The sequence below is a fragment of the Pseudomonas sp. R4-39-08 genome (assembly GCF_003852275.1).
GTDB lineage: Bacteria > Pseudomonadota > Gammaproteobacteria > Pseudomonadales > Pseudomonadaceae > Aquipseudomonas.
Genome location: NZ_CP027733.1, coordinates 5,788,053 through 5,811,727 on the forward strand (window position 1 = coordinate 5,788,053; position 23,675 = coordinate 5,811,727).

At 61.7% G+C, this 23,675-nt stretch carries 15 protein-coding genes; 10 read left to right on the forward strand and 5 right to left on the reverse strand.

The genetic code is table 11. The features are described from left to right. The first annotated feature begins 9 nt into the window (after window positions 1-9). The 4 genes from C4J88_RS26905 to C4J88_RS26920 all read left to right on the forward strand — a co-directional run bounded on the left by C4J88_RS26905 (window position 10) and on the right by C4J88_RS26920 (window position 12,025). Window positions 10-1,455 (forward strand): sodium:alanine symporter family protein, encoded by a 1,446-nt coding sequence (locus C4J88_RS26905; RefSeq protein WP_124408530.1) that lies wholly within the window; start codon window positions 10-12, stop codon window positions 1,453-1,455. Window positions 1,456-1,532: 77 nt separating this feature from the next. After that, window positions 1,533-2,510 (forward strand): asparaginase, encoded by a 978-nt coding sequence (locus C4J88_RS26910; protein WP_124408531.1) that lies wholly within the window; start codon window positions 1,533-1,535, stop codon window positions 2,508-2,510. Window positions 2,511-2,625: 115 nt separating this feature from the next. Further along, window positions 2,626-7,206 (forward strand): DUF6543 domain-containing protein, encoded by a 4,581-nt coding sequence (locus tag C4J88_RS26915; RefSeq protein ID WP_256659065.1) that lies wholly within the window; start codon window positions 2,626-2,628, stop codon window positions 7,204-7,206. A 190-nt stretch (window positions 7,207-7,396) separates the two neighbouring features. Continuing rightward, window positions 7,397-12,025, forward strand: a complete 4,629-nt coding sequence (locus tag C4J88_RS26920; RefSeq protein ID WP_124408532.1) for a dermonecrotic toxin domain-containing protein — start codon at window positions 7,397-7,399, stop codon at window positions 12,023-12,025. Between the two features lie 5 nt (window positions 12,026-12,030). On the opposite strand, the gene C4J88_RS26925 is transcribed toward C4J88_RS26920, so the two are convergent. Beyond that, window positions 12,031-13,572 carry a PLP-dependent aminotransferase family protein gene (locus C4J88_RS26925; RefSeq protein ID WP_124408533.1) on the reverse strand — a complete coding sequence of 514 codons (1,542 nt, stop codon included), beginning with the start codon at window positions 13,570-13,572 and terminating at the stop codon, window positions 12,031-12,033. A gap of 87 nt (window positions 13,573-13,659) precedes the next feature. On the opposite strand from C4J88_RS26925, the gene C4J88_RS26930 reads away from it, so the two are divergent. Genes C4J88_RS26930 through C4J88_RS26940 form a run of 3 tightly spaced genes read left to right on the forward strand, consistent with a single transcriptional unit; the run spans window position 13,660 to window position 15,423 of the window. Beyond that, window positions 13,660-14,298: an FMN-binding negative transcriptional regulator gene (locus C4J88_RS26930; protein WP_124368866.1), complete on the forward strand. Its 639-nt coding sequence runs from the start codon at window positions 13,660-13,662 to the stop codon at window positions 14,296-14,298. Continuing rightward, entirely contained in the window at window positions 14,295-14,741 is a 447-nt protein-coding gene (locus C4J88_RS26935) for a GNAT family N-acetyltransferase (RefSeq protein ID WP_124408534.1), read from the forward strand. The genes C4J88_RS26930 and C4J88_RS26935 overlap by 4 nt, the downstream gene beginning before the upstream one ends. A 10-nt stretch (window positions 14,742-14,751) precedes the next feature. Further along, entirely contained in the window at window positions 14,752-15,423 is a 672-nt protein-coding gene (locus tag C4J88_RS26940; protein ID WP_124405706.1) for a GNAT family N-acetyltransferase, read from the forward strand. Between the two features lie 125 nt (window positions 15,424-15,548). On the opposite strand, the gene C4J88_RS26945 is transcribed toward C4J88_RS26940, so the two are convergent. Beyond that, the gene (locus C4J88_RS26945; RefSeq protein ID WP_124408535.1) at window positions 15,549-16,457 is read right to left on the reverse strand and encodes a homocysteine S-methyltransferase family protein; all 909 of its coding nucleotides are present in this window, start codon (window positions 16,455-16,457) and stop codon (window positions 15,549-15,551) included. Window positions 16,458-16,569: 112 nt separating this feature from the next. Here C4J88_RS26945 and C4J88_RS26950 point away from each other — a divergent pair, with 112 nt between their 5' ends. Next, on the forward strand, window positions 16,570-17,391 hold the full coding sequence (locus C4J88_RS26950; RefSeq protein ID WP_124368870.1) for an ABC transporter substrate-binding protein: 822 nt from the start codon (window positions 16,570-16,572) through the stop codon (window positions 17,389-17,391). Continuing rightward, on the forward strand, window positions 17,388-18,218 hold the full coding sequence (locus C4J88_RS26955) for an amino acid ABC transporter permease (RefSeq protein ID WP_124408536.1): 831 nt from the start codon (window positions 17,388-17,390) through the stop codon (window positions 18,216-18,218). Before C4J88_RS26950 ends, C4J88_RS26955 begins: the two co-directional genes overlap by 4 nt. A 3-nt stretch (window positions 18,219-18,221) precedes the next feature. Here C4J88_RS26955 and C4J88_RS26960 read toward each other — a convergent pair whose 3' ends face one another. Further along, window positions 18,222-18,500 carry a helix-turn-helix domain-containing protein gene (locus C4J88_RS26960; protein WP_124408537.1) on the reverse strand — a complete coding sequence of 93 codons (279 nt, stop codon included), beginning with the start codon at window positions 18,498-18,500 and terminating at the stop codon, window positions 18,222-18,224. 397 nt (window positions 18,501-18,897) lie between these two features. Between C4J88_RS26960 and C4J88_RS26965 the strand changes: the two genes are divergently transcribed. After that, on the forward strand, window positions 18,898-20,208 hold the full coding sequence (locus C4J88_RS26965) for an autotransporter domain-containing protein (RefSeq protein WP_124408538.1): 1,311 nt from the start codon (window positions 18,898-18,900) through the stop codon (window positions 20,206-20,208). 81 nt (window positions 20,209-20,289) lie between these two features. Here C4J88_RS26965 and oadA read toward each other — a convergent pair whose 3' ends face one another. Both oadA and C4J88_RS26975 read right to left on the reverse strand, forming a co-directional pair. Further along, window positions 20,290-22,098 carry a sodium-extruding oxaloacetate decarboxylase subunit alpha gene (gene oadA, locus C4J88_RS26970; protein WP_124368874.1) on the reverse strand — a complete coding sequence of 603 codons (1,809 nt, stop codon included), beginning with the start codon at window positions 22,096-22,098 and terminating at the stop codon, window positions 20,290-20,292. Window positions 22,099-22,109: 11 nt separating this feature from the next. Then, entirely contained in the window at window positions 22,110-23,525 is a 1,416-nt protein-coding gene (locus C4J88_RS26975) for an acetyl-CoA carboxylase biotin carboxylase subunit (protein ID WP_003195732.1), read from the reverse strand. Window positions 23,526-23,675 lie beyond the last annotated feature (150 nt).

Consider the following 23,675-nt stretch of genomic DNA (forward strand, 5'->3'; position numbering starts at 1 on the left):
GAACACTCCATGCTCGAAGTCATCAACGACTTCCTCTCAGGGAAAGTACTGATCGTGCTCATTGTCGGGCTCGGCGGTTATTTCACGATTCGCTCGCGTTTCGTGCAGTTGCGTCACTTTTTCCACATGTTCTCGGTGTTTCGCGACAGCCTCAAGAGCAGCTCCGGCCAACTCAGTTCATTCCAGGCGCTGATGCTCAGCCTGGCGGGCCGCGTCGGTGCCGGTAATATCGCCGGCGTCGGCATTGCCGTGACCCTGGGCGGCCCCGGTGCCGTGTTCTGGATGTGGGTCACCGCGCTGGTGGGCATGTCTTCGAGCTTCATCGAGTGCTCCCTGGGCCAGTTATACAAGCGCACCGACGCCGAAGGCACCTACCGTGGCGGGCCGGCTTATTACATCCAGCACGGCCTGCACAAACGTTGGCTGGGAATGGTGATGGCGTTCCTGTTGCTGGTGACCTTCGGTTTCGCCTTCAACGGCCTGCAAGCCCATGCCGTGACCCACTCGCTGAATAACGCCTTCGGCCTCGACACCACCTACACCGGCCTCGCGCTGGCGGTGCTGCTGGGCCTGGTGTTCATCGGCGGGATCAAGCGTATCGCCTCGATCGCCGACCTGCTGGTACCGGTCAAGACCCTGGTCTACATCGCCGTGACCCTGTACGTGATCGTGCTGCAATTCGACCACGTGCCGGCCATGCTCGCGACGATCGTCAAGAGCGCGTTCGGCCTCGACCAGGCCTTCGGTGGCCTGGTGGGCAGCGCGATCATCATGGGCGTCAAACGCGGCGTGTTTGCCAACGAAGCCGGCCTGGGCAGCGCGCCTAACGTGGCAGCCGTGGCGTCGGTGGAACACCCGATCGCCCAGGGTGTGGTGCAAGCGTTCAGCGTGTTCCTCGACACCTTTGTGATCTGCACCTGCACCGCTTTGCTGATCCTGCTCTCCGGCTTCTACACCCCGGGTTTTGAAGGCGACGGCATTGCCCTGACCCAGAACTCCCTGGCGGCGGTGGTGGGTGACTGGGGGCGCATGTTCATCTCGGTGGCCCTGGCGTTGTTCGTGTTCACCTCGATCATGTACAACTACTACCTGGGCGAGAGCAACCTGCGCTTCTTGGTCGGCAACAACCGCAAGGTGCTGATGGGCTACCGCGCATTGGTGCTGGTGCTGATTTTCTGGGGTTCCATCGAGAACCTGGGCACCGTGTTCGCCTTCGCCGACATCACCATGACCATGCTGGCGTTCGTCAACCTGTTCGCCCTGGCGTTCCTGTTCAAGATCGCCATGCGCATCCTGAACGACTACGACAACCAGCGCACCGCAGGCATCAAGACCCCGGTGTTCGACTCCAGCCAGTTCCCCGACCTGGACCTCGACCGCAAGGCCTGGCCGGCGAATCCGGTAAAACCGCAAGCTTCCCCGGCGGCTGAATTGAACGCTCAAGTGCAACGCTGAGCGTAGACAGATGACACGCCGCCTGGCCTTGGGCATGCTCTGGGCCCGGCGGCGTTTTTCGTTCAGGAGATTTTCAAATGCAACCAGCCAATAACGTCATGGTGCTCTACACCGGTGGCACCATCGGCATGCAGGCCAGCGCCAATGGACTGGCACCCGCTTCCGGATTCGAAGCCCGCATGCGTGACCAGTTCGCCAACCTGCAAGCGCCCGCCTGGCGTTTCCGGGAAATGTCCCCGCTGATCGACAGCGCCAACATGACGCCCGCCTACTGGCAGCGCCTGCGCACCGCCGTGGTCGAAGCCGTTGACGAAGGCTGCGACGCGGTGCTGATCCTGCATGGCACCGACACCCTGGCCTACAGCGCGGCAGCCACGAGTTTCCAACTGCTGGGCCTGCCGGCACCGGTGCTATTTACCGGCTCGATGCTGCCGGCCGGTGTGCCCGACAGCGATGCCTGGGAAAACGTCAGTGGCGCCTTGGCCGCGCTGGGCGAAGGCCTGGCACCGGGCGTGCACCTGTACTTTCACGGCGCGCTGATGGCACCGACCCGCTGCGCGAAGATCCGCAGCTTTGGGCGCCATCCCTTCGCCGCGCTGCAGCGCAACGGCGGCGCGGCCAAGGCCGAGTCGCTTCCCGCCGCCCTGGATTATCGCCAGCCCAAGGCCCTGGCCAACGTCGGCGTGTTGCCGCTGGTGCCAGGGATCGGCGCCGGGCAACTGGATGCGCTGATCGACAGCGGGATCGGCGCGCTGATCCTGGAATGCTTCGGCAGCGGCACCGGGCCGAGCGACAATCCGGCGTTTCTCGCCAGCCTCCAACGTGCGCAGGACCTGGGCATCGTGGTAGTCGCCATCACTCAATGCCATGAAGGCGGCGTGGAACTGGATGTGTATGAAGCCGGCAGCCGCCTGCGCGGCGTGGGCGTGTTGTCAGGCGGCGGCATGACCCGCGAAGCGGCCTTCGGCAAGCTCAACGCCCTGCTGGGTGCCGGCCTGGCCACTGCCGATACCCGCCGCCTGGTCGAACTGGACCTGTGTGGGGAGCTGCGCTGAGCCAGCGTCGACCGCTACATAATCACCCCCTGCCCTGACTGGCCGGTACCTAGCATGGAACACCCGAGTGGAGACCTCGGGTCGCTTCCATCAACCGGCCAGACAGGGATGCCCCATGACTACGCACAGCCGAACTTTTGAGCCGCCATCCGTCAAGCCTGCGGACCTGACACTGGACCTGCTCACCCAACTCACTGCACGGCCCTCATTCAGAGAAGTGGCCTCAGTGTTGTTGCGCCAGACCTTACAAGAGCAGTACCCGGCACTCGACATCAATCCCGACCTCAGCCTGGTCGGCAGCCCATCCTGGGAAATCGTCGAGGACAAGATCGTCCCCGGGCTGACGTTCTATCAAACCCTCAGCGACATCCTGGCCAGACAGTCCGTAGTCGGCGGGACGACAACGTACATCGAAGGCGAGCACTTCCTCACCCAGCAACCGCTGACCGACCCGCCGATGCTGCTGCCCGTGCGCATTGTCGACATCGCCCACACCCTCAACACCCTGGCGCCGGTGATGCCGGCCGCGTTCCAGGAACAGCAGGTGGAATTCTGGAACCACAGCACCGACAACGGCCCGCGCTGGCATGGGTTTTCCAACTCATTGCGGGCAGCGTGGAATGTTCAGAGGGTGGACGGCTGGGATGACGACGACTGCGCCATGGCTCGCCTGTTGTTTCACGCCCCGGCCCGTAGCGGGCGGCTCAATGACCCTTACAACCTGCGAGCGTGCCTGATCGACATCGATCAGGTCGACGACGAAAAAGTCACGCATTTGAACGAATGCTCGACAGCCGTACTGATCGGTCGACGGGACGAACGCGAGATTATCCTCACCTACTCCCTGCTCAAGGGGTATGAAAAATTCGCCTCGCTGGAGCAATTTGGCCAGAGCCTGCCGGACCGGCTGAGCCCATCGGCCACGCGAAAAAAAATCCAGTGGCGGCTGTTCGAACCGACCGGCGACTTTTTCGACCACCAGGCCTGCAGCCTGATCGCCTTGCAGATCGAGGCCATCGGCACCCAGGATTTTTCCATCGACGATGAACCCGAGACGGCACCGGCGCTGGTTACCCCCGAGCAGATCGCCAAAAACGGGCCGCCCCTGGATTGGTACCGGCAATTGCTGCCGGACTGGCTGCGGCAAGCCTCTCTCTCTGACCTGGGTTTCTATTCGCGGCATTTGAAAGACCTGGCCGCCCTGCAAAGCATGAACCTGGGCAAGTCCTACCAGGACGATATCCCGCCCATCGAGCAATATGCGCTTGAGGCGCTGACGGCCGAAATGCTCAAGGAGCATCCAGAGGCGCTGCACCTGCCGCTGGACAAGCTCAGCATCCGGGTTCAAAGCCTGGTCGTGTGGGGCACATTCACCGTGCCGGGACAGACGGACACCACCACCTTCAGCCTCAGCGAACTGGCCTTGCAGAACTTGGTCGCGGTGCCGCTGGGCAACAAGACGCTGCTCCAAAGCAATGAGCGGCCGTTGCCGCAATGGATGACCGTCAACTATGTGGAAAGCCTTGTCAGCAAGGCCGATATCGGCAAGCAGTACCCGGCACTGATCAACAGCAAGCTGCTGGAAATCACCAGCGAAGCTTCGCGGCGAAAGCGTCTCTTTGCCCATCACCTGCGCATCCAACTGCCGCTGCTGGCCCTGCAATGCAAGATTCGCCGCGAACACGGGATTGATGAACAAGGCTACCGCTACGTCGCCGCCGCGATGCAGGCTGACGCCGAGGACCGCAAGGTCGACGGGCAAGACATTGTCATCCGGCCCTTGGCCTTCGTGCCCCAGCGCCGCAGCGATGGCTCGCCGGACGAGGTGGAAAACATGTACGTGATCGGCGCGAAGGGCTCTTCCGCCGGCCCCTGCCTGCTGTATCGGCCGCAGTTCGACCCGGCCCTGATCCAATATCCTTCCCACGCCAACCTGATGTATGCCATCGCCCAGTCCCCCGACCTGCGCAAGTCAGTGCTGGCGTGGCTGCCTGATGACACGCGCAACCATTACGCCAATTATGTGTTCCCCGGGGCACTGCCCTCGCCGTGGGCCGTCGCGGACTTTCTGGTGGACGCCACGACACAGTGGACCATGAGTGGGCCGATAAGCCTGGGTGAACGCACGCTCGACGGCGATCTGTTTGCCGACCTCTATGAAGCCAATGCCCAAGCCCTGATCAAACTCGCCGATCGCCAGTCGGTATCGAATGCGGAAAACCGCTGGGAGACGCTCAAGCATGCCGGCTGGACGCTGCTCAATGCCGCACTGCCGTTTGCCAGCCCGACCGTGGCAACCGGCGCCTGGATCTGGCAGGTCGTCGAGCAAGTGCAACAGTTCGTCATTGCCTGGGAGGACGGCGCAAAACCCGAGCAATGGGCGGCGCTCACCGATGTGCTGCTCAACCTCGCGACCGCGATTACCCTGCACATCAGCATGCGCCTGCGGCCTGCGGGCCGTCGCCGGGAGCCCGAACCCACGCTCATCAACCCAGCGCCGCTGCCCACCGTGGAAACCCTCCAACTGGAAACGATTGCCACCCATGAGTTGCCACCCGGCCATGCGCGATGGCTGCACACCAGCGGCGCGGTCAATCGGGCGCCAGCCACACTGGGCCGTGTGCTGGACAGCTTCAAGGTGGGCAAGCCGCACGAGCCGAGCACCGTCGAAACGAACCAGGGGCCGCACCAACACCTGACCCGGCACGACCATAAGTACTACGCCCAGGTCGGCGAACGCTGGTTTGAAGTCGCCGTGGACGAGAACGATACCGTCATGATCATCGACCCGCAGCAGCCCGAGCGGACAGGGCCGACGCTGTTTCACAGTGCGGCGGGCCAGTGGGTTATCGACACCCGCTTGCGCCTGCGCGGCGGCGGCCCCAAACGGATGCTCAAGCTGGCGAAAGCCGAAGCGACCCTGCAGGCCGCCGAAGTACGCGACAAACTGGTGGCTTTCGAAAACGCGAAAAAAACCGCGCAAAGCGAGCTGCAGCAAACCCATCGGGCCATGACCGAAGCGCCTGGAACCTCCGCCGCCGCCAAGCGCGAACTCTACCTGCAGAAGCTCGGCACCCAGCGCGCCGACTATGAAACGGCGCTGCAGCAACTCAAGCGCCTGAACGTGTTCACCTCAGTGCCCGACTATCAACAAAAGGCCCTGGGCTACGTACGCGCGCAACTGGAACTCAACGAAGCCGGAATCCGCGAAGCGCAAACCCTTTTTACCCCCAAGCTCAAGACCACCCTGGACCAGATCGAACGCCAGAGCCGCGAAACCGGGCAGCGCGAGGTGGCGGGCGCGCAACAAATGACCGAGCTGAGCGAGGACATGATCGCGCGCCTGGATTACACGCAAACGCGATTCGCCCAACTGCGTACCCTGGCCCAGGACGGAATGCGCCTGATCCAGGACGCCAGGAAGCGACTGCCGGCCTACACCAGCACCGATCTCAAGGCACTGCAGGTGACCCTGGCGCGCAACCTGTGCCTGGAAAAAACCAGCGCGTCCACCGAACCCGATGCCTGGAAGGCCATGGACGAGATCGTCGACAGCGCCGACCTCTCGGTCCAGGCGTTGCGCGACACCCTGCACGAGCGCAGCGAATCACGCCTGGATGAACGTATCGACTCGCTAGGCAGCCTGATCGAGCAATTCAAGGTCATCGATGAACGCCTGGACGATTTCCCTCAGGAGTTTCCCGCCGTGGTCCTGTCGGACCCGCTGCAAGGCCTGCGTCTGAAGTTGCGTGAATTTTCCCAGGAGGCCCTGCAGCATTTGAGCCTGTTGCACGCCGAGCGTGACGTCTTCCGAAACCGGCCGACGCCACCGCAGACACCGCCAAGGCCGCTGAAAAAATTCATCCACACCCGTTACAACGGCGTACTGATCGGTGAACCTCGGCTGACGCCCATCGGTCTTGAAACCGACATGGTGGATATCCGGTCACCGCTGACCCAGCAGGTCATCGCAACCTTCCATGAGAAAAGCCCGAACATGTGGGTGCAACGTGTCACCACGCCCGAAGGCGAGGATGTGGTGCCCGACCTCCAGGTCAGCCTGGACCACGGCCGGGCACTGCTGGACGGTCTGGCAGCCTTCAAGCAGCGCGCCGTCGAGCAGGCAAAAAAGCAGGATCGCACCGCCGTCGGCATCGAGTACCTGTATCACCGGCATGCTTTGCTGCTGGAAGAAACCAACCGGCACATCGAGAAGGCGCTGGCTCGCGACAACACCACCACAGACACCCACTCACATTCGGCAGCCAGCCTCGGCAAACAACTCAACGACGCGGCGCAGGCGCTTTATAAACTCGCCTCCGATCACATGATGCGCATGATCAAGCAACATGCCCCGACCCCCGCCGGGGTTGAGTGGCTCAAGGACCGCAACGCGATCATCATCAAGAAGGTCATCAAGCGGCGTCGGCTCAAGAGCACCGTGCCGGATTATCTGGATGAATACACCATCAGCGAACGCTACAGCCATGAGGTGCTGTGGTATGCGCACTTTCATTACTCGGCGGCCTGGACGCCGACCAAGTCCTTTATTTCCGCGCGCTTGAAAACGCCCCAGGAGTACCGCAAGGGGTCGCTGGCCGATTCCATGCAAGGGCTCAATGAGCAACAGCAAATTGCTTATTTCCGCAGCGAGATCAACCTGGAAGCGGCCAAGCGCTTATTTTTCGACCACTGAACGGCACACTCCTTGCTGCTTCCTGCCAAACCCCGCCAGAACCCGCGCCTGGAGCAAGATCAAGTCCGGGACCTGATAAGCGTCGGCCAGGGACTGCGCGCCCTGGCTGTTTTATCTATCTACCGTCCCCAGGGCATCTTTGGACACTACCTTGCGACTCTCTCGTTCGACTGCTCGCAAGGAGCTGCAGATGCCCAATGACTCATCCCGAAACGACGACCCCGTCGCCCGCAACCTTCCTCCCAGCACCTACGATCTGCTGACACAACTGACCACCGGCCCTTCGATGCGCGAGGTCGCCTCAACCCTGTTGCGTACGGCGCTGCGCGAAGAGTTTCCGACGCTGGATATCGAGCCTGACCTGGCCATGGTGATTACGCCGCGCTGGAGCATCATTGACGATGTTCTCCAACCGGCGGAGCCGTATGTCGACTCGCTGACCACGGTCCTCGCTCGGCAAGCGTTGGCGCCCGCGCCGGTGATCTACATCGACGGCGAGCATTTCCTCACCCAACACCCCCACGCAGTACCCGCAGTCCACCTGCCGGTGAAAATCGACGCCATTGCGCGGTTGCTCAACGAGCTGTCGGCGCTGATTTTCGTCGCCTTTCAGGAGCAGCAACTGGACCACTGGAACGCGTCCAATGGCACCGCCGGCCCGCGCTGGCAGATACTTTCCCAGTCCCTGCGCAAGGTGTGGAACCTCAACAAGCTGGAAGGCTGGGATGAACACGACTGCGCCATGGCTCGAACGCTGTTCCGATTGCCGGATCCGACTGGCCGTCAAGAAGGCGATCCGTACCCGATCAATGTCTACCTGATCGACATGGACGTACGCCAAAACAACAAGACCGTGCATGCGGGCCTGGCGGACATAGCGGTACTGATCGGCGTCCATGAGCAGAAGCAGCGGATCCTGACGTACTCCCTGGTCGAGGGTTACGAGAAGTTCGACTCGATGCAGCAACTGGGCGAAGTCCTGCCGGTCAGGTTGAACCCGTATCACCCCGAGCTGGACGTGCAATGGCGGCTGTATCAACCCCCTGGGAATTTCTTCGACAGCCAGGCCTTCGCCATGATCACCCTGCAACTGGTGGTTATCGGCGCGTTTGGCTTGCGCACCCAAAAATCTTCCACCAGAAAAGGCATCAGCGACCAGGCCGTGATCAACGTCGTGCCGGTGATCGACGACCTGAGCGATCACTCGCTGTCGAACATCCGCCAGATTCATCAGCAACTGCCCGAATGGTTGGCGGACGCCTCGGACCTCGACATATCCACTTACGGCCGAGGCGTCATTGATCTGGCCCAGTTGCACACGCACAACCAAGGCCTGCAATTTGATGACGGTATCGCATCGATCCGCGACTACGCCCGGGCGCAACTGCGCAGTAAAATCCAGGCCCATCCCAATGGCGCCGGCCTGAACCTGGACAAGGTTGAAGTCAGCATCGAGAGCCCGGTGCTCTGGGGTACGTTTGTGGTGCCGGGAAGCAGTGACATCACGCGCCACAGCCTGATCGACCTGGCCCTGGCAAACCTCACCGGTTTGCCGACGGGTACAGCGAGCGTGCGCTACAACGGTGGCGACGCCCCGGACTGGCTGACCTACGACTACTTGAAGCAACTGATCGAAGCCATCGATATCGGCAAGCACTATCCGGCACTGATCAAGAGCACCCTGCTCACGGACCCGTTCGAGTCCAAGGCCCGCCAACTGCTCTACGTTTCAAACCTGCGAGTGCAATTACCGCTGCAAGCCCTGCAGTGGAAGATCAAGGGTGAGAATGGGCTCAACTCTCTCGGCTATCGCTATGTTGCAGCCGTTGTCCAGGCCCAGCAGCACGACCGCCAGGTCGAGGGGCAGGAGATCGTTATTCGCCGCCTGGCTTTCATCCCGACGCTGCGACCCGGTCATGAGCAGGATGTGGTCGCCAATATGTTCGTGATCGGCCCTCGCGATCACACCCAGGGTCCCTGCGTGCTTTATCGCCCGCTGCTCGAGCCGGTGCTGTTCCAATACCCCACCCGGCAAAACCTGCTGTATGCCATCAAGCACAGTCACCTGCTGCGCGAGTCGGTCCTGGCCTGGCTGCCGGAAAGTTCGCGCTTCAACTACGAGCAATACGTATTCCCCGACAAACTGCCTTCGCCGTGGACCGTGGCGCGGGTGCTGGTGGAGCCCGAGGTGGTCCTGCAAATGAGCGGGCCTATCGGCCTGAGCGATGAAGTGCTGACCGGTGACGTCCTGGGGATGCTGTTCGAGGCCAACGCCAATGCCATGATTGATCTGGCCAAGCAGCAATCGGTATCCAACACCCAGAAGCGCTGGGCAAGCTATCGACAGGCCGCCTGGCAGATTTTCGGCGCGGCCCTGCCCTTCCTCGGGCGCACAGCCGGGATCGCGGCCTGGATCTGGCAAATCATGGACGACCTGCAAGAAGCCACCGAGCAAGAGCCTGGACCTGACGGGACAACCTCATGGACGGCGCAGATCGACCTGCTCCTCAATCTGGGCATGGCGCTGGTGATGCACGTCACCCTGCGCCACTCATCACCGAAAAAGAGCGCCGAAGGTTTTGCGCTCGAGCCCGAACCGAAGCTGGTCGAAGAGCCAGAAAAGGCAGCGCCTGTGCCCAGGAAACCCATCGTGACCAAGCAACCGGACCTGTCCGAAGCCGAGCTACCCGCTGAACATCAGGGTCCATTGCACATCCAAGGGGCGCTGAGCCGCACACCTTCAAGCCTGGCGGCGACGCTGGATCGCTTCAAAATCTCTAAACCGGAAGGGTTGGGCGAATCGAACAAGGAGCCTGGCCCGCACCTGCATCTCCATGGCCTGGCCGGCAAATGGTACGCGCAGGTCGGTAAACGCTGGTTCGAGGTCACCGTCGACGACAACGACAACGTGGTGGTCGTCGACCCCCGCCAATCTTCGCAAACCGGCCCGGCATTGACGGGCAACCTGGCCGGCCAATGGTTTGTCGACACGCGCCTGCGCCTGCGCGGCGCCGGCTTCAGGAATCGCCGCCGGGTGGCGCGAAGCAAGGCCCCTTCGCGCATCAAGGAATTGCGTGAGAGCCTCACTGCGTTCGATGCCGATGAAAGACGCGGGCAGGCGGAAGTCGCTGCCGTATTTGACGCCATCGTCCGCGAGCCCGGGCCGTCCAGGGACACAACGCGCCAGGCATTCATCGAAAAGGTCGACGCTCGCCTGGAACAGTACGAGACACCCATCCGCCAGTTGCGCGCACTGAACATCATCGACTCGGTGCCCAATTACCAGAGCAGCATGACCGACTACCTGAACAAGCAATTGCTGCTGACCCGATCCGCCGTGGCTGAAAGCCTCCCCGAGTTTCGTGAAAAACTGCTCTGGACCCTCGAGCACATCGAGACCCTGTCCGCCCTTGAACCCAAGAAGCAGGCCGAAGCTGCCCAGGTCATGGCGAATTTGAACAAGGCAATGATCAGCCGCCTGGAATACGCCGAGTCGCGCTACCGTGAACTGGAAGGACTTGGCATGGAAGGCGCGAAGGTCGCACAGACCACCATGCGCGCGTTGCCCGGTATGCGGCTGCACGATCTCAAGGCCCTGCAAGTCACCCTGACGCGTTACCTGTGTATCCGCGAAGGCGACGGCGAGGCGTTTATCGATGCCCGCACCCAGATCGGCGAAATTGTCGAGATTGCCGACCTCAACATTCAAAACTGGGTTGAAACCCTGATCGAAGCCAACGTCAGCGGCCTGGATGAGCGCATCGAGGTGCTCAACAGCGTGGCCGACCAATTCGCCATCGTCGACCAACGCCTGCTGGACCTGCACGCCGAACACCCGGAGCAGGTAAACCGGGAAACCCTGGAGGACCTTCGCAAGGAAATCGACGGTTTCAATCAGCAGGCGGTGGTGGAGCTTGCGCGGCTGCTGCGCGAGAAAAAGACCCTTGAACCCAAGCCGGGTACGTCAAAGCCGCCGCCTACGCCCAAGCGCAAAGTCATCAAGACCCGCTTCAATGGCGTGGTGGTGGGCGAACCTCGCGCGACGCAAAGCCACCTGGTGGACGTCAAGGCGCCAATGACGGGCAGGCTCATCGCCACGTTCCATGAGAAAACACCGGGGGTCTGGGTCGAACGGGAAAGCCCGTCCCCAAGCCGTGCAGAGCCACACACCGTTGACCTGAATGCGGGCATGAACGCCGGGCAAGGTTTGCTGGACGAAGAGCAGGCCGTCACCCAGCGTATCCTTGCGCACTCCAGAAAAGCCGGGTGCATCCCGGTGGAAATCGAAGAGATGCTGCACCAGTACGCCGCACGCCTGGAGCGCTCGGTGAGCAGCATCGAGGAAGGACTGACGCGGCTCAACCTCACCGAAAGCGATCGTCCTTCCGCCGCCACCCTCAACAAAAACCTCAACGACGCTGCGCAGCGGCTCTACAAACTGGGCACCGACACCCGCATCAGCATGACCAAAGAACAACCGCCCACCGCAGCGCGGGTGGAATGGCTGCACGAACAGGGATTGGTGAAGATTGAAAAGGTCGTTACCCGCAAGCGTCTCAAGGGCCCCGGCAAGAACTATCTGGACGAATACGAAGTGCGCGATCACCAGAGCCGTGCCGCGTTGTGGTATGCGCACTTTCACTACGATTCCGTGCAAGCCGCGACCGAAAATTTCTTTGCCGGTCATCTGAAAACCCGCGAGCAGCGCAAACTTGGCGGAGCCATGGAGCGCGCAGGCCTGAGCGACCGGGACCAGATTGCGGTGTACCGCAGTGAAATCAGCCCGCAGCTGGCGCGCTCGTTGTTCTTCCAGAGCTGAGTGGGTCAGCCGCTGAGCCAGGCTTTGCCCAGACGCGAAAGGGCCTGGGTAATGGCTGCCTCAGGCACGGCGGCAAACCCCAGCACCAGGCCGGCGCGTTGATCCGGTGCCGGGCTTGAATCGGGCAGCCAATAGCTACTCAGGCCATTGATTTCTACGCCCACGCCGCGGGCTTGTGCCAGCAACTGCTGCTCACGGGCCAGGCTGTCTACCCGAACCGTAAGGTGCAGGCCCGCTGCAACAGCGGGCAGGTTGTCCACACCGGGCAGCCCGCTGGGCCAGCCGGCCAGCAAGGCATTGCGCCGACTCAGGGCGGCGCGACGCATGCGGCGGATATGGCGCTGGAAATGCCCGGCCGCCATGAATTCGGCCATCACCGCCTGAGTGCTGACTTCCGAGTGGCGCATGTCGACGGCGCGGCGCCGGGAGAACGCATCCACCAGACCCGGCGGCAATACCAGATAGCCCAGACGCAGGGCCGGGAACGCCACTTTGCCGAAGGTACCGACGTAGAGCACGCGCCCGCTGCGGTCCAACGCGGCCAGGGGCGCCAGCGGCGCACCGCTGTAGCGGTATTCGCCATCGTAGTCGTCTTCGATGATCCAGCCACCGGTGCGCTCGGCCCAGGCCAGCAGTTCCAGGCGCCGCGCCAGGCTCATCACCACGCCCAGCGGGTATTGATGGGAGGGTGTGACATAGGCCAGGCGGCAGTCTTCCAGGCCATTGAGGGTCTGGCAGTCGATACCTTCGCTGTCCACCGGCACACCCCGCAGGTTCGCACCAGCCAAGGCGAATGCGTGGCCGGCTGCACGATAGCCTGGGTTCTCCACCGCGACCCCGTCGCCGGGCTCCACCAGCAATTGTGCACAAAGGCTGATTGCCTGCTGTGCACCACTGGTGATCACTATTTGCTCAGCCGTGCACTGCATGCCTCGCGAGCTGCGCAGGTAAGCCGCGATCAGCCCACGCAGGCGTGCGTCGCCTGCGGGGTCGCCGTAGCACAACTGTTCCAGGTCCGGCTTGCGCCAGAAAGCCCCGTTCAGCTTGGCCCAGACCTCAAAAGGGAACAGATCGAAGGCGGGCACCCCCACGCGAAACGCCTTGGGCGGCCCGGTCGGCGGTTGGGATAAATGGTTGTGTTGCAGACGGTCCAGGGCCGGACTGTGGATAACTTCGGCACCCAGATCCACCGGCAAATTCGTGCATTTTGTGGATAAGGCTGGGGATAAGCCTGTTGGTAAGCCTGTGGATAGTTTTGTGGATAAAATTTTAGGGGTAGGCAGTTGGGCGACATAAGTGCCATCTCCCACCCGGCCTTCGATAAACCCCTCGGCGTACAGCTGATCGTAGGCGCGCACCACGCTGTTGCGGGAAATCGACAGGGCCGCAGCCAGATCACGGCTGGCGGGCAAACGCGTGCCGCTGACCAGGCGCCCGTCCAGCACGCGCAGGCGCAGGGCCTCATAGAGTTGGCGCGTGAGGCCCTGGCGCCGGTCCAGCTCGATACCGGCCGGGTTAAATGACAGAGGCGGCGAGAGTGCTGACATATTGGACCTACGAAATTGACCTTGGATGGCTCTTACAACGGACCATTAGCCTGCCTAGGATGCAGGCATTCGCCAAGGAAAATATTCATGTACACACCACGCGCCTTTGTCCTCGAAGACCTGCCCGAATTACACCAACTGATCCAGCACACACGCCTGGCGCAGTTGGTGACCTTTGGCGAGCAAGGCCTGCAGGCCAGCCATTTGCCACTACTGCTGAATCCCGATGAAGGCCCCAATGGCACGTTGTACGGGCACCTGGCCAGGGCCAATCCGCAGTGGAAAGACCTGCAAAACGGCAGCGAAGCCCTGGTGATCTTTGCCGGCGCCGATGCTTACGTCAGCCCGGCGTTTTACCCGGCCAAGGCCGAGCACGGCAAAGTGGTGCCCACCTGGAACTACATCGCGGTGCATGCCTACGGCACGGCCGAGGTGTTTACAGATGCCGAACGTTTGCTCGACGTGGTCAGCGCCCTTACCGACCGCCACGAGTGCAATCGCGCCCAGCCCTGGAAAGTCAGCGACGCCCCGGCCGACTACATTGATGGCATGCTCAAGGCCATCGTCGGCTTCGCGCTGCCCATCGATCGCCTGATCGGCAAACGCAAGCTCAGCCAGAACCGCAGCCCGGCCGACATCGCCGGGGTGCGCAACGGCCTGGCCGCCAGTGTCGACGTACGCGACCAGACCCTCGCCCGCTTTATGCCCCAAGGAGTTCCAGAATGAGCCCGCTCGAGATTCGCCAGGTCAGCGCCGCCGACCACACCGCCTGGTTGCCGCTGTGGCAGGCGTATTTGACGTTCTACAACACCCAATTGCCGGACGCAGTCAGCCAAAGTACCTGGCAACGCCTGGTCGACGCCGACGAGCCGACCCATTCGGCCCTGGCCTGGCAGGGTGGCAAGGCGGTGGGCATGGTCAACTTCATCTACCATCGCTCCAACTGGAGTATCGAGAACTCCTGCTACCTGCAAGACCTGCTGGTGGACTCGGCCCATCGCGGCACCGGTGTCGGTCGCAAACTGATCGAGTTCGTCTATGCCACGGCCAAGGCCGATGGCTGCGGCAAAGTGCATTGGCTGACCCACGAGACCAACGCCACGGCGATCCAGCTCTATGAGCGCATCGCTGAACGCCCAGGTTTAATTCAATTTCGCAAAGCCCTTTAAGGAGCGCAGCATGTCGATCTCCCTCGCTGACTGGAAAGGCGTTCCGGCGCCCACGGCTCAACTGCTCGAAGGACGTTTTATCCGCCTGGTCAAACTCGACCCCGCGCGCCACGCCGATCAGCTCTGGCAAGCCCTCGAAGGCCCCGGCGCAGACCCGAAGTTGTGGGACTATCTGCCTTACGGCCCGTTTGCCGAGCGCGCCGCGTTCGATGTGTGGTTGAACAACCACGCGGCCAGCACCGACCCGTATTTCTTCAGTGTGGTCGACCGCGCCAACGATGAGGTGCAGGGCATCCTGAGTTTGATGTCCATCGTCCCGGCCCAGGGCCGTATCGAAATCGGCCATGTCACCTTCGGCGCCCCGATGCAGCGCTCGCCGAAAAGCACCGAGGCGGTGTATCTGCTGGCCAAGTATGCGTTCGAGCAGGGCTACCGCCGCCTGGAATGGAAATGCAACAACGGCAACGCCCGCTCCCGATACGCAGCCGAGCGCCTGGGTTTCAGTTTCGAAGGGGTATTCCGCCAGCACATGGTGGTCAAGGGCCAGAACCGCGATACGGCATGGTTTTCGATGCTGGATTCGGAATGGCCGGCGATTGACGCGGGGTTCGAACAGTGGCTGTCGGAGGCTAACCAGACCAGCTCCGGGCAGCTGAAAACGCTGGCCGAGTGCAGAAATTGAAACGAGGGGTGCGCCCCAATGCCCCTGTAGGAGCGAGCTTGCTCGCGAAAAACGCCCAGGCAACACGTTCATACTGGATAAACGTGGAGGCCCCCGGTTCTTCGCGAGCGCTCCTGCAAAAAGCCTTAACCGATTGGGGTCAGGTGCTTGGCCAGCACCGCAATATGCTCCGGCCCGATGCCGCAGCAGCCGCCCAGATGGCTGGCCCCGCGCGCCTGCCAATCGGCCGCCCAGTGCAGATAGCCGGGTGGGTCAAGGTCATCGCGCAGTGGGTCGAGGCCATCGTTGGCCGTGGCCTCCTTGGGTTGCGGCGGGAACGCGTTGGCGTAGGCGCCAATCTGGATCGCCACGCCAAGCCGTTCGAACGTCTGGCGGGCAGCGTCAATCGCCGCGCCGATCACTTCCGGCTGGCTGCAGTTGAACAGCAGCACCTCCACGCCCAACTGCGCTGCCGCTTCGGCGGCGTCCGCCACCGGTTCGCCTGAGCGCAGGCGTGGCACCTCGTCCGTGTCTTCGTCCTTCAAGGTAAACGACAGCCAGAGCGGTTTACCGTCTTTCGGCAGCCCGGCCTGGATCGCCCGCGCCTCGGCGATGGAACTCTGGGTTTCCGCCAGCCACAGGTCGACATGGGGCGCCAGGCCGTTCACCAGAGGCGTCAGCAGCTCGCTCACCCGCCCAGGCTCGAACAAATCCGGCCGATAAGAACCGAACAGCGGCGGCAATGAACCCGCCACCCGCACCGCCTGGCCTGAAGCCTGCACCGCACGGCGGGCCAATTCACCAGCGAGCGCCGCCAGCGCCTGGCCTTCGGCGGCGAACCGCGCCTCACCAATATGAAAGGGCACAACGGCGTAGCTGTTGCTGGTGATCACGTTGGCGCCGCTCTGGATATACGCCGCGTGCACCGCCTCAACCGCCTGAGGCGCTTCACTCAACGCCAGCGCCGACCACTCCGGCTGCCTGAACGGCGCGCCACGGCGTTGCAGCTCACGGCCCATGCCACCATCGAGAATTACTGTAGGTTGTGCGCTCATATAGCTTTTACTCATATGCTTATGAAAATAACTCACTATGAGAGTCGTTCTTATAACTATTTAATACGCACCAGTCGGCTCATCACAACTCTTTTTTCTTCAGGTGTCTGCTTTGAAACTTAAACCGCTATTGGCCCTGGGCCTGACCATGCTCGCTGCCTCCACTCAGGCCTTCGGCGGTACCACCCTGGATCGGATCGAGCAAAAGAAAGAACTGGTGGGCGTGCTGATGGAGAGCTATCCGCCGTTTTCGTTTCTCAATGAGCAGAACCAACTCGACGGCTTCGACGTCGACGTGGCCAAGGCCGTGGCACAAAAACTGGGCGTGAAGCTTCGCCTGGAAACCCCGTCCTGGGACGTGATCGCCGCCGGCCGCTGGAGCGGGCGCTACGACATCTGCATCTGCTCCATGACCCCGAGCAAGGCGCGCGCCGAAGTGTTCGATTTCCCGGTGGAGTACTACGCCTCGCCTGCGGTGATCGTGGTCAATGCCAAGGATGACCGCATCCACGGCGCCAAGGACCTGAGCGGCAAGAAAGTCGGCCTGACCAGCGCATCGAGCTACGAGAGCTATCTGAACAAGAACCTGGTGATCGAAGGCGCCGAAGACACGCAACTGCAGTATCCGTTCGAGGACGTGCAGATCGCGCCGTACGACACCGATAACGTGGCCTTCCAAGACCTCGGCTTGGGCGCCGGCGTGCGCCTGGACGCGATCCTCACCAACCTGGTGACCGCACAGCCACGCTTGACCGCCGACAAGCGCTTCAAGCTGGCCGGCGAGCCGCTCTACTCCGAGCCCAACTCGGTCGCCATCGAAAAAGGCGACCCGCAGTGGGACAGCAAAGTGCGTGAGGTCTTCGCCCAGCTCAAGCAGGACGGCACCTTGAGCAAGCTGTCGCAAAAATGGATCGGCGCCGACATCAGCCAATGACCGCATTCCCGACCCCGCCCCAACCCCCGGTAACCACGTCGCGGCTGCGGCGGCTGTTCGGCTTTCGCACGCGGCTGTTCCTGACCTGGGCCGCGCTGTTTTGCCTGTTTGCCAGCTTCTTCCTGAGCTTTGACCTGAAGTTCTCGATCATCCTCGACAAGCTGCCCAACCTGGTTGGCGTGCACCTGGCGCCCAACGGCTTCCTGCAAGGCGCGGCGCTGACGCTGTTTCTGTGCCTGTGTTCGATCGTGGCGTCGTCGGTGCTGGGTTTTGTCACCGCGCTGGGACGCGTGTCGAAAAGCGCCGTGGCCTTCGGCATCGCCACGTTCTATGCCTCATTTTTTCGCGGTACGCCGCTGCTGATCCAGATCCTGCTGATCTACCTCGGCCTGCCGCAACTGGGCCTGGTTCCGGGTGCGATCGTCGCTGGGATCATCGCGCTGTCGCTGAACTACGGCGCCTACCTGAGCGAAATCTTCCGCGCCGGTATCCTCGGCGTGCCCCACGGCCAACGGGAAGCGGCACTGGCCCTGGGCATGCGCGACAGCGCGATCTTCTGGCACGTTACGCTGCCCCAGGCCATGCGCACCATCGTCCCGCCGGCCACCAACCAGTTCATCTCGATGCTCAAGGACTCGTCGCTGATCTCGGTGATGGGCGTGTGGGAAGTGATGTTCCTCGCACAATCCTATGGGCGCTCAAGCTATCGCTATATCGAGATGCTCACCACGGCGGCAATCATCTATTGGGTGATGTCTCTCGGACTGGAGCTGATCCAGGCGCGCATGGAGCGGCACTATGGCAAGGGCTATGCGGGCCGTAGGTGAAGGTTAGTAGAGCGGGCGTCGAACTCGGATCACGCCCATCTGCAAACCAAAAGGCCGCAGTACCGCGTCCAGCGTCTTCAGCGTCTGGTTACCCTCACCCTGTTCGATATGCACCAGCGTGCGCACAGAAATTTTGCACATGCGCGCAAACTGACTCTGGTGCAATCCCGTCACCTCGACACGCAAACGTCGCACCGCGTTCCCCAGTTCGAGCGAACCCTCGGCCAATCCTTCTTCGATAGCCGCAATCAGTTGCGCCCTTTGCTCCACGGACAGACTCATCTCAAACCCCACTTAATCAGGTGCTGATCCAAGCGCATAGCCGAACCGGCATGGCCCCATAAAACCGCTGGATGGCTCAAGAAACTCCAGATCCATAGCGTCCTGCCATCGGTCGTTGGCGAAGACCTGTACCGTGAGCTTTAATGTCGATTCGATTTGCAATTTAATGCACCTGCCTACTAAGATTCGTCGTCACATTTGCAATATAGTGCATAAAGCTGCCAGTCAAAGCGCGAAATACGCATTTAAATACATATCAGCACACTCAATCGCAGCCCTAGTGCTTAATCGCAACGGACTAAAGACATCTCCCGCAAATCCGCAGCCCCCGGCCTGACATTTATCCCCCCGGCACCCCGCTAAATTCCCAGCCTCATACATTAAGAGGTGGGTTTACATGCCGCTCATACACAAACAACTCACACTGGCCATCACCCTGGCGTTCGCAGCGATCAGCACTCAACAGGTGCAGGCACGCGGCGACATCGAGCCAGACAGTGAATGGCTTGAGCCGGCTCCGGTGAACGGTGGAAAACAATATTTTGAACCGGCCCTCCCGGCGCCTGAAGACTTCTACTTCGCCAACACGGCTACCAGCCGCAACGGCTTGAGCGTCGCCCATGTGCTGGACTCCGCAGTGGACACACTGCTGGCGTCGGACGAACTGCACGAATGGGAAAAAGACCAACTTGAGCAATACGGCCAGCACCTGAGCACTTTGGAGCCAGGCAGGCTAGGTGCCGTGCTTGAGCAATTGGCAGGCAGCCAGAACGCCAACTTGGGCACCGCCACCCAAAACAGCATGAAACAATTGAACGACAGCCTGTTGTCGGCAATACGTCTGCCGGACAACCACGCCAGCGAGACGGGACGCGTGTGGTTCCAAGGCTTGGGCAATAGCGGCAGCCTCGATGCCCAACACGGCAGTGCCGGTCTGAAACAACGCAGCCAAGGCCTGCTGCTGGGTGCTGACTGGTCAATCGACCACGCATGGCGGGTGGGCGTAGTCGGCGGCAAGTCCGGCAGTGAACTGAACGCCACGCGTTTCAAGGGTGATCTGGACAGCTGGCACTTGGGCGCTTACGCCGTGCGTCAAGACGGACTACTGGCGTTGCGCCTGGGCGCGCTTTACAGCAGCCATACCGGGAAAAACAAACGTACGGTCGATTTCGACCTCATTGACCATCGCCAGAACCTCACCGGCAAGTACAACGCCCAGAGCCAAAACGTATTCGCAGAGGCGGGCTATCAACTGGATATCGGCGGCTTGCACGCCGAGCCCTTTGCCAGCGCAGGTTTTCAACGTTATCAGCGCGACCGCTTCCAGGAAAAAGGCGGCTATAGCGCTTTGGACGTGGGTGCACAAACCCAGCAAAACTTCAGTAGCACCTTCGGTCTTCGCTTGAGCCACGACGTTGCAATGGGCGACCAGATGACCCTCAAACCGCACCTGAGCACCCAATGGAAACACCTGTATGGCGACGTTAACAGTCGCGTTCGCCAGTCATTTGCCTGGAATAAACGAGAGGACTTCAACAGCGAGTTCACCATCGGCGGCACTGCTCTGGACCGCAACAGCCTGGCGCTGCGTACCGGCATGGACATGGCACTGTCGGCTGAACACACCGTGGGCCTGGCCTACACCGCCGAGTTCGGCAGCACGAGTCGCAACCAGGGATTGATGGGGCAGTGGGCGATGGCGTTCTAAGGCGCCAATGCCTGATCAGCAGGCAAAAAAAAGGGGGCACATGCCCCCCGAGGTTTAAGCGGTAGTGTCGAAGGCTAGGTATCAGCCTTCGATTTCAATCAGGATTTCGCCAGGGTTCACGCGGTCGCCCTTGGCCACATGCACGGCGGTGACTTTACCGGCGATGGAGGCCTGCACTTCGGTTTCCATCTTCATCGCCTCGGTGATCAACACCGCCTGGCCGGCCTTGACCATGTCGCCTTCCTTGACCAGCACGTCGACGATATTGCCTGGCATCGCGGTGCTGACATGGCCTGGCTCGGTGGCATGCTTGCGCTTGCTGCCGCCGCTGCTGACGAACTCGTTGAGCGGTTCGAACACCACTTCTTCGGGCATGCCGTCGATGGACAGGTAGAAGTGGCGCTTGCCTTCGGCTTTCACCCCGACACCGGTGATGTCCACGCGGTAGCTTTCACCGTGCACATCGATGACGAACTCGGTCGGCACGCCTTCGCCACCGGCACGGGCCACGCCGCCGGCTTCAGGGATCGGCAGCAGCACTTCCGGCGCCAGGGTGCCGGCGTCGCGCTCTTCGAGGAACTTGCGGCCGATGTCGGGGAACATGGCGTAGGTCAGCACGTCTTCTTCGGACTTGGCCAACGCGCCGATTTCACCGCGCAGCTTGGTCATTTCCGGCTTGAGCAAATCAGCCGGGCGTACGTCGATCACCTCCTCGCTGCCGATGGCCTGGCGGCGCAGCTTCTCGTTCACAGTGCCCGGCGCCTTGCCGTAGCCGCCTTGCAGGTAGAGCTTCACTTCGTTGGTGATGGTCTTGTAACGCTCGCCGGCCAGCACGTTGAAGAACGCCTGGGTGCCGACGATCTGCGAGGTCGGGGTGACCAGCGGCGGGAAGCCAAGGTCTTCACGCACGCGGGGGATTTCGGCGAGCACTTCGCTCATGCGGTTCAGCGCGCCCTGCTCTTTCAACTGGTTGGCCAGGTTGGAAATCATCCCACCGGGCACCTGGTTGACTTGCACGCGGGTGTCGACAGCGGTGAACTCGCTTTCGAACTGGTGGTATTTCTTGCGCACGGCATAGAAGTACAGGCCGATTTCCTGCAGCAGTTCCAGGTCCAGGCCGGTGTCGAATTCGCTGCCCTTGAGGGCGGCGACCATCGACTCGGTGCCCGGGTGGCTGGTGCCCCAGGCGAAGCTGGAGATGGCGGTGTCGATGTGGTCGGCGCCGTTTTCGATGGCCTTGAGTTGGCACATCGCGGCCAGACCCGCGGTGTCGTGGGAGTGGATAAAGATCGGCAGGTTCTGCTCGGCTTTCAGCGCCTTGACCAGTTCGCCGGTGGCGTAGGGCGTCAGCAGGCCGGCCATGTCCTTGATCGCGATCGAGTCGCAGCCCATGGATTCGAGTTGCTTGGCCTGGGCCACGAACGCCTCGACGGTGTGCACCGGGCTGGTGGTGTAGGCGATGGTGCCCTGGGCGTGCTTGCCGGCGGCTTTGACCGCTTCGATGGCCACGCGCAGGTTACGCACGTCGTTCATGGCATCGAAGATGCGGAACACATCGATGCCATTAACGGCGGCTTTGGCAACGAACGCGCGGACCACGTCATCGCTGTAGTGGCGGTAGCCCAGCAGGTTCTGGCCGCGCAACAGCATTTGCAGGCGCGTGTTAGGCAATGCGGCGCGCAGTTGGCGCAGGCGCTCCCACGGGTCTTCTTTGAGGAAGCGCACGCAGGCGTCGAACGTCGCGCCGCCCCAGACTTCCAGGGACCAGTAGCCGACTTTGTCGAGCTTGTCGCAGATCGGCAGCATGTCGTCAGTGCGCATGCGGGTCGCCAGCAACGATTGGTGGGCGTCGCGCAGGATGGTGTCGGTTACGAAGATTTTCTTAGACATTGGAATGTTCCTCACAGGCCTGCGTGGGCGGCGATGGCGGCGGCGATGGCCAGGGCCAGCTCTTCGGGTTTGCGCTTGATCGAGTAGTTGGTCAGCTCAGGGTGGCTTTCCACAAAGCTTGTATTGAACTGGCCGCTGCGGAATTCCGGGTTGCGCAGGATTTCCTGGTAGTAGGCGGCGGTGGTCTTCACGCCTTGCAGGCGCATGTCATCCAGGGCACGCAGGCCGCGGTCCATGGCTTCTTCCCAGGTCAACGCCCACACCACCAGTTTCAGGCACATGGAGTCGTAGAACGGCGGGATGGTGTAGCCGGTGTAGATCGCCGTGTCGGTACGCACGCCGGGGCCGCCGGGGGCGTAGTAACGGGTGATCTTGCCGAAGCTTGGCAGGAAGTTGTTTTTCGGGTCTTCGGCGTTGATACGAAACTGCAACGCGAAGCCACGGTGCTGGATGTCTTCCTGCTTGACCGACAGCGGCAGGCCCGAGGCGATGCGGATCTGCTCACGGACGATGTCGATCCCGGTGATTTCTTCGGTGATGGTGTGTTCCACCTGCACCCGGGTGTTCATCTCCATGAAGTACACCTCGCCCTCGGCGAGCAAGAACTCCACGGTGCCGGCGTTCTCGTAGCCCACGGCCTTGGCCGCACGCACCGACAGATCGCCGATATAGGCGCGCTGTTCAGGGGTGAGCTGGGGGCTGGGAGCGATTTCGATGAGTTTCTGGTTGCGACGCTGGATCGAGCAGTCGCGCTCGAACAGGTGCACGACGTTGCCAAAGCTGTCACCGAGGATCTGCGCTTCGATGTGCTTGGGATTGACGATGCATTTTTCCAGGAACACTTCCGCCGAACCGAAGGCCTTGGTGGCCTCGGAAATCACTCGGGGGAAGGCTTGTTCAAGTTCTTCGCGGCTGTTGCAACGACGGATACCGCGCCCGCCACCACCGGAGGTGGCCTTGAGCATCACCGGGTAACCGATACGGTCGCCTTCGGTGAGGGCTTCATGGATATCGGCGACGTTGCCTTCGGTGCCCGGCGTGACCGGCACGCCGGCCTTGATCATGCTGCGGCGCGCTTCGGTCTTGTCGCCCATGCGGCGAATCACTTCCGCCGAGGGGCCGATGAACTTGATGCCGCGTTCGGCGCAGATGTCCGCCAATTCGGCGTTTTCCGACAGAAAGCCGTAGCCGGGGTGCAGCGCATCGCAACCGGTTTCCACGGCCAGGTTCACCAGCTTGCGCGGGTTCAGGTAGCCGGCCAAGGGCTCGGCACCGATGCTGTGGGCTTCGTCGGCACGCTTGACGTGTAACGCGTGGCGGTCGGCGTCCGAATAAACCGCAACCGAGCGAATGCCCATCTCGGCGCAGGCACGCACGATTCGTACGGCAATTTCACCACGGTTGGCGATCAGGATCTTTTTTATCACTTGGAAATTCCCTTGAGCCGATTGCTGCGTTCTTCGACCCGTTGTAGGCGAGTCGACGCGTGACCAAATGTTTCATGACAGTCGCGAGACACACACTATGCGCACTTGAGGATTAACAAAAATCAATAATTGTTGGGCTGTGTATAAGTA

What these genes read in the sequence shown, in the direction of transcription:
- C4J88_RS26920 (WP_124408532.1), top strand. Translation starts at nt 7,397, where the DNA reads ATGCCCAATGACTCATCCCGAAACGACGACCCCGTCGCCCGCAACCTT.
- C4J88_RS26905 (WP_124408530.1), top strand. Translation starts at nt 10, where the DNA reads ATGCTCGAAGTCATCAACGACTTCCTCTCAGGGAAAGTACTGATCGTG.
- C4J88_RS26925 (WP_124408533.1), bottom strand. Translation starts at nt 13,572, where the DNA reads ATGTCAGCACTCTCGCCGCCTCTGTCATTTAACCCGGCCGGTATCGAG.
- C4J88_RS26940 (WP_124405706.1), top strand. Translation starts at nt 14,752, where the DNA reads ATGTCGATCTCCCTCGCTGACTGGAAAGGCGTTCCGGCGCCCACGGCT.
- C4J88_RS26915 (WP_256659065.1), top strand. Translation starts at nt 2,626, where the DNA reads ATGACTACGCACAGCCGAACTTTTGAGCCGCCATCCGTCAAGCCTGCG.
- C4J88_RS26935 (WP_124408534.1), top strand. Translation starts at nt 14,295, where the DNA reads ATGAGCCCGCTCGAGATTCGCCAGGTCAGCGCCGCCGACCACACCGCC.
- oadA (WP_124368874.1), bottom strand. Translation starts at nt 22,098, where the DNA reads ATGTCTAAGAAAATCTTCGTAACCGACACCATCCTGCGCGACGCCCAC.
- C4J88_RS26930 (WP_124368866.1), top strand. Translation starts at nt 13,660, where the DNA reads ATGTACACACCACGCGCCTTTGTCCTCGAAGACCTGCCCGAATTACAC.
- C4J88_RS26955 (WP_124408536.1), top strand. Translation starts at nt 17,388, where the DNA reads ATGACCGCATTCCCGACCCCGCCCCAACCCCCGGTAACCACGTCGCGG.
- C4J88_RS26945 (WP_124408535.1), bottom strand. Translation starts at nt 16,457, where the DNA reads ATGAGCGCACAACCTACAGTAATTCTCGATGGTGGCATGGGCCGTGAG.
- C4J88_RS26910 (WP_124408531.1), top strand. Translation starts at nt 1,533, where the DNA reads ATGCAACCAGCCAATAACGTCATGGTGCTCTACACCGGTGGCACCATC.
- C4J88_RS26960 (WP_124408537.1), bottom strand. Translation starts at nt 18,500, where the DNA reads ATGAGTCTGTCCGTGGAGCAAAGGGCGCAACTGATTGCGGCTATCGAA.
- C4J88_RS26965 (WP_124408538.1), top strand. Translation starts at nt 18,898, where the DNA reads ATGCCGCTCATACACAAACAACTCACACTGGCCATCACCCTGGCGTTC.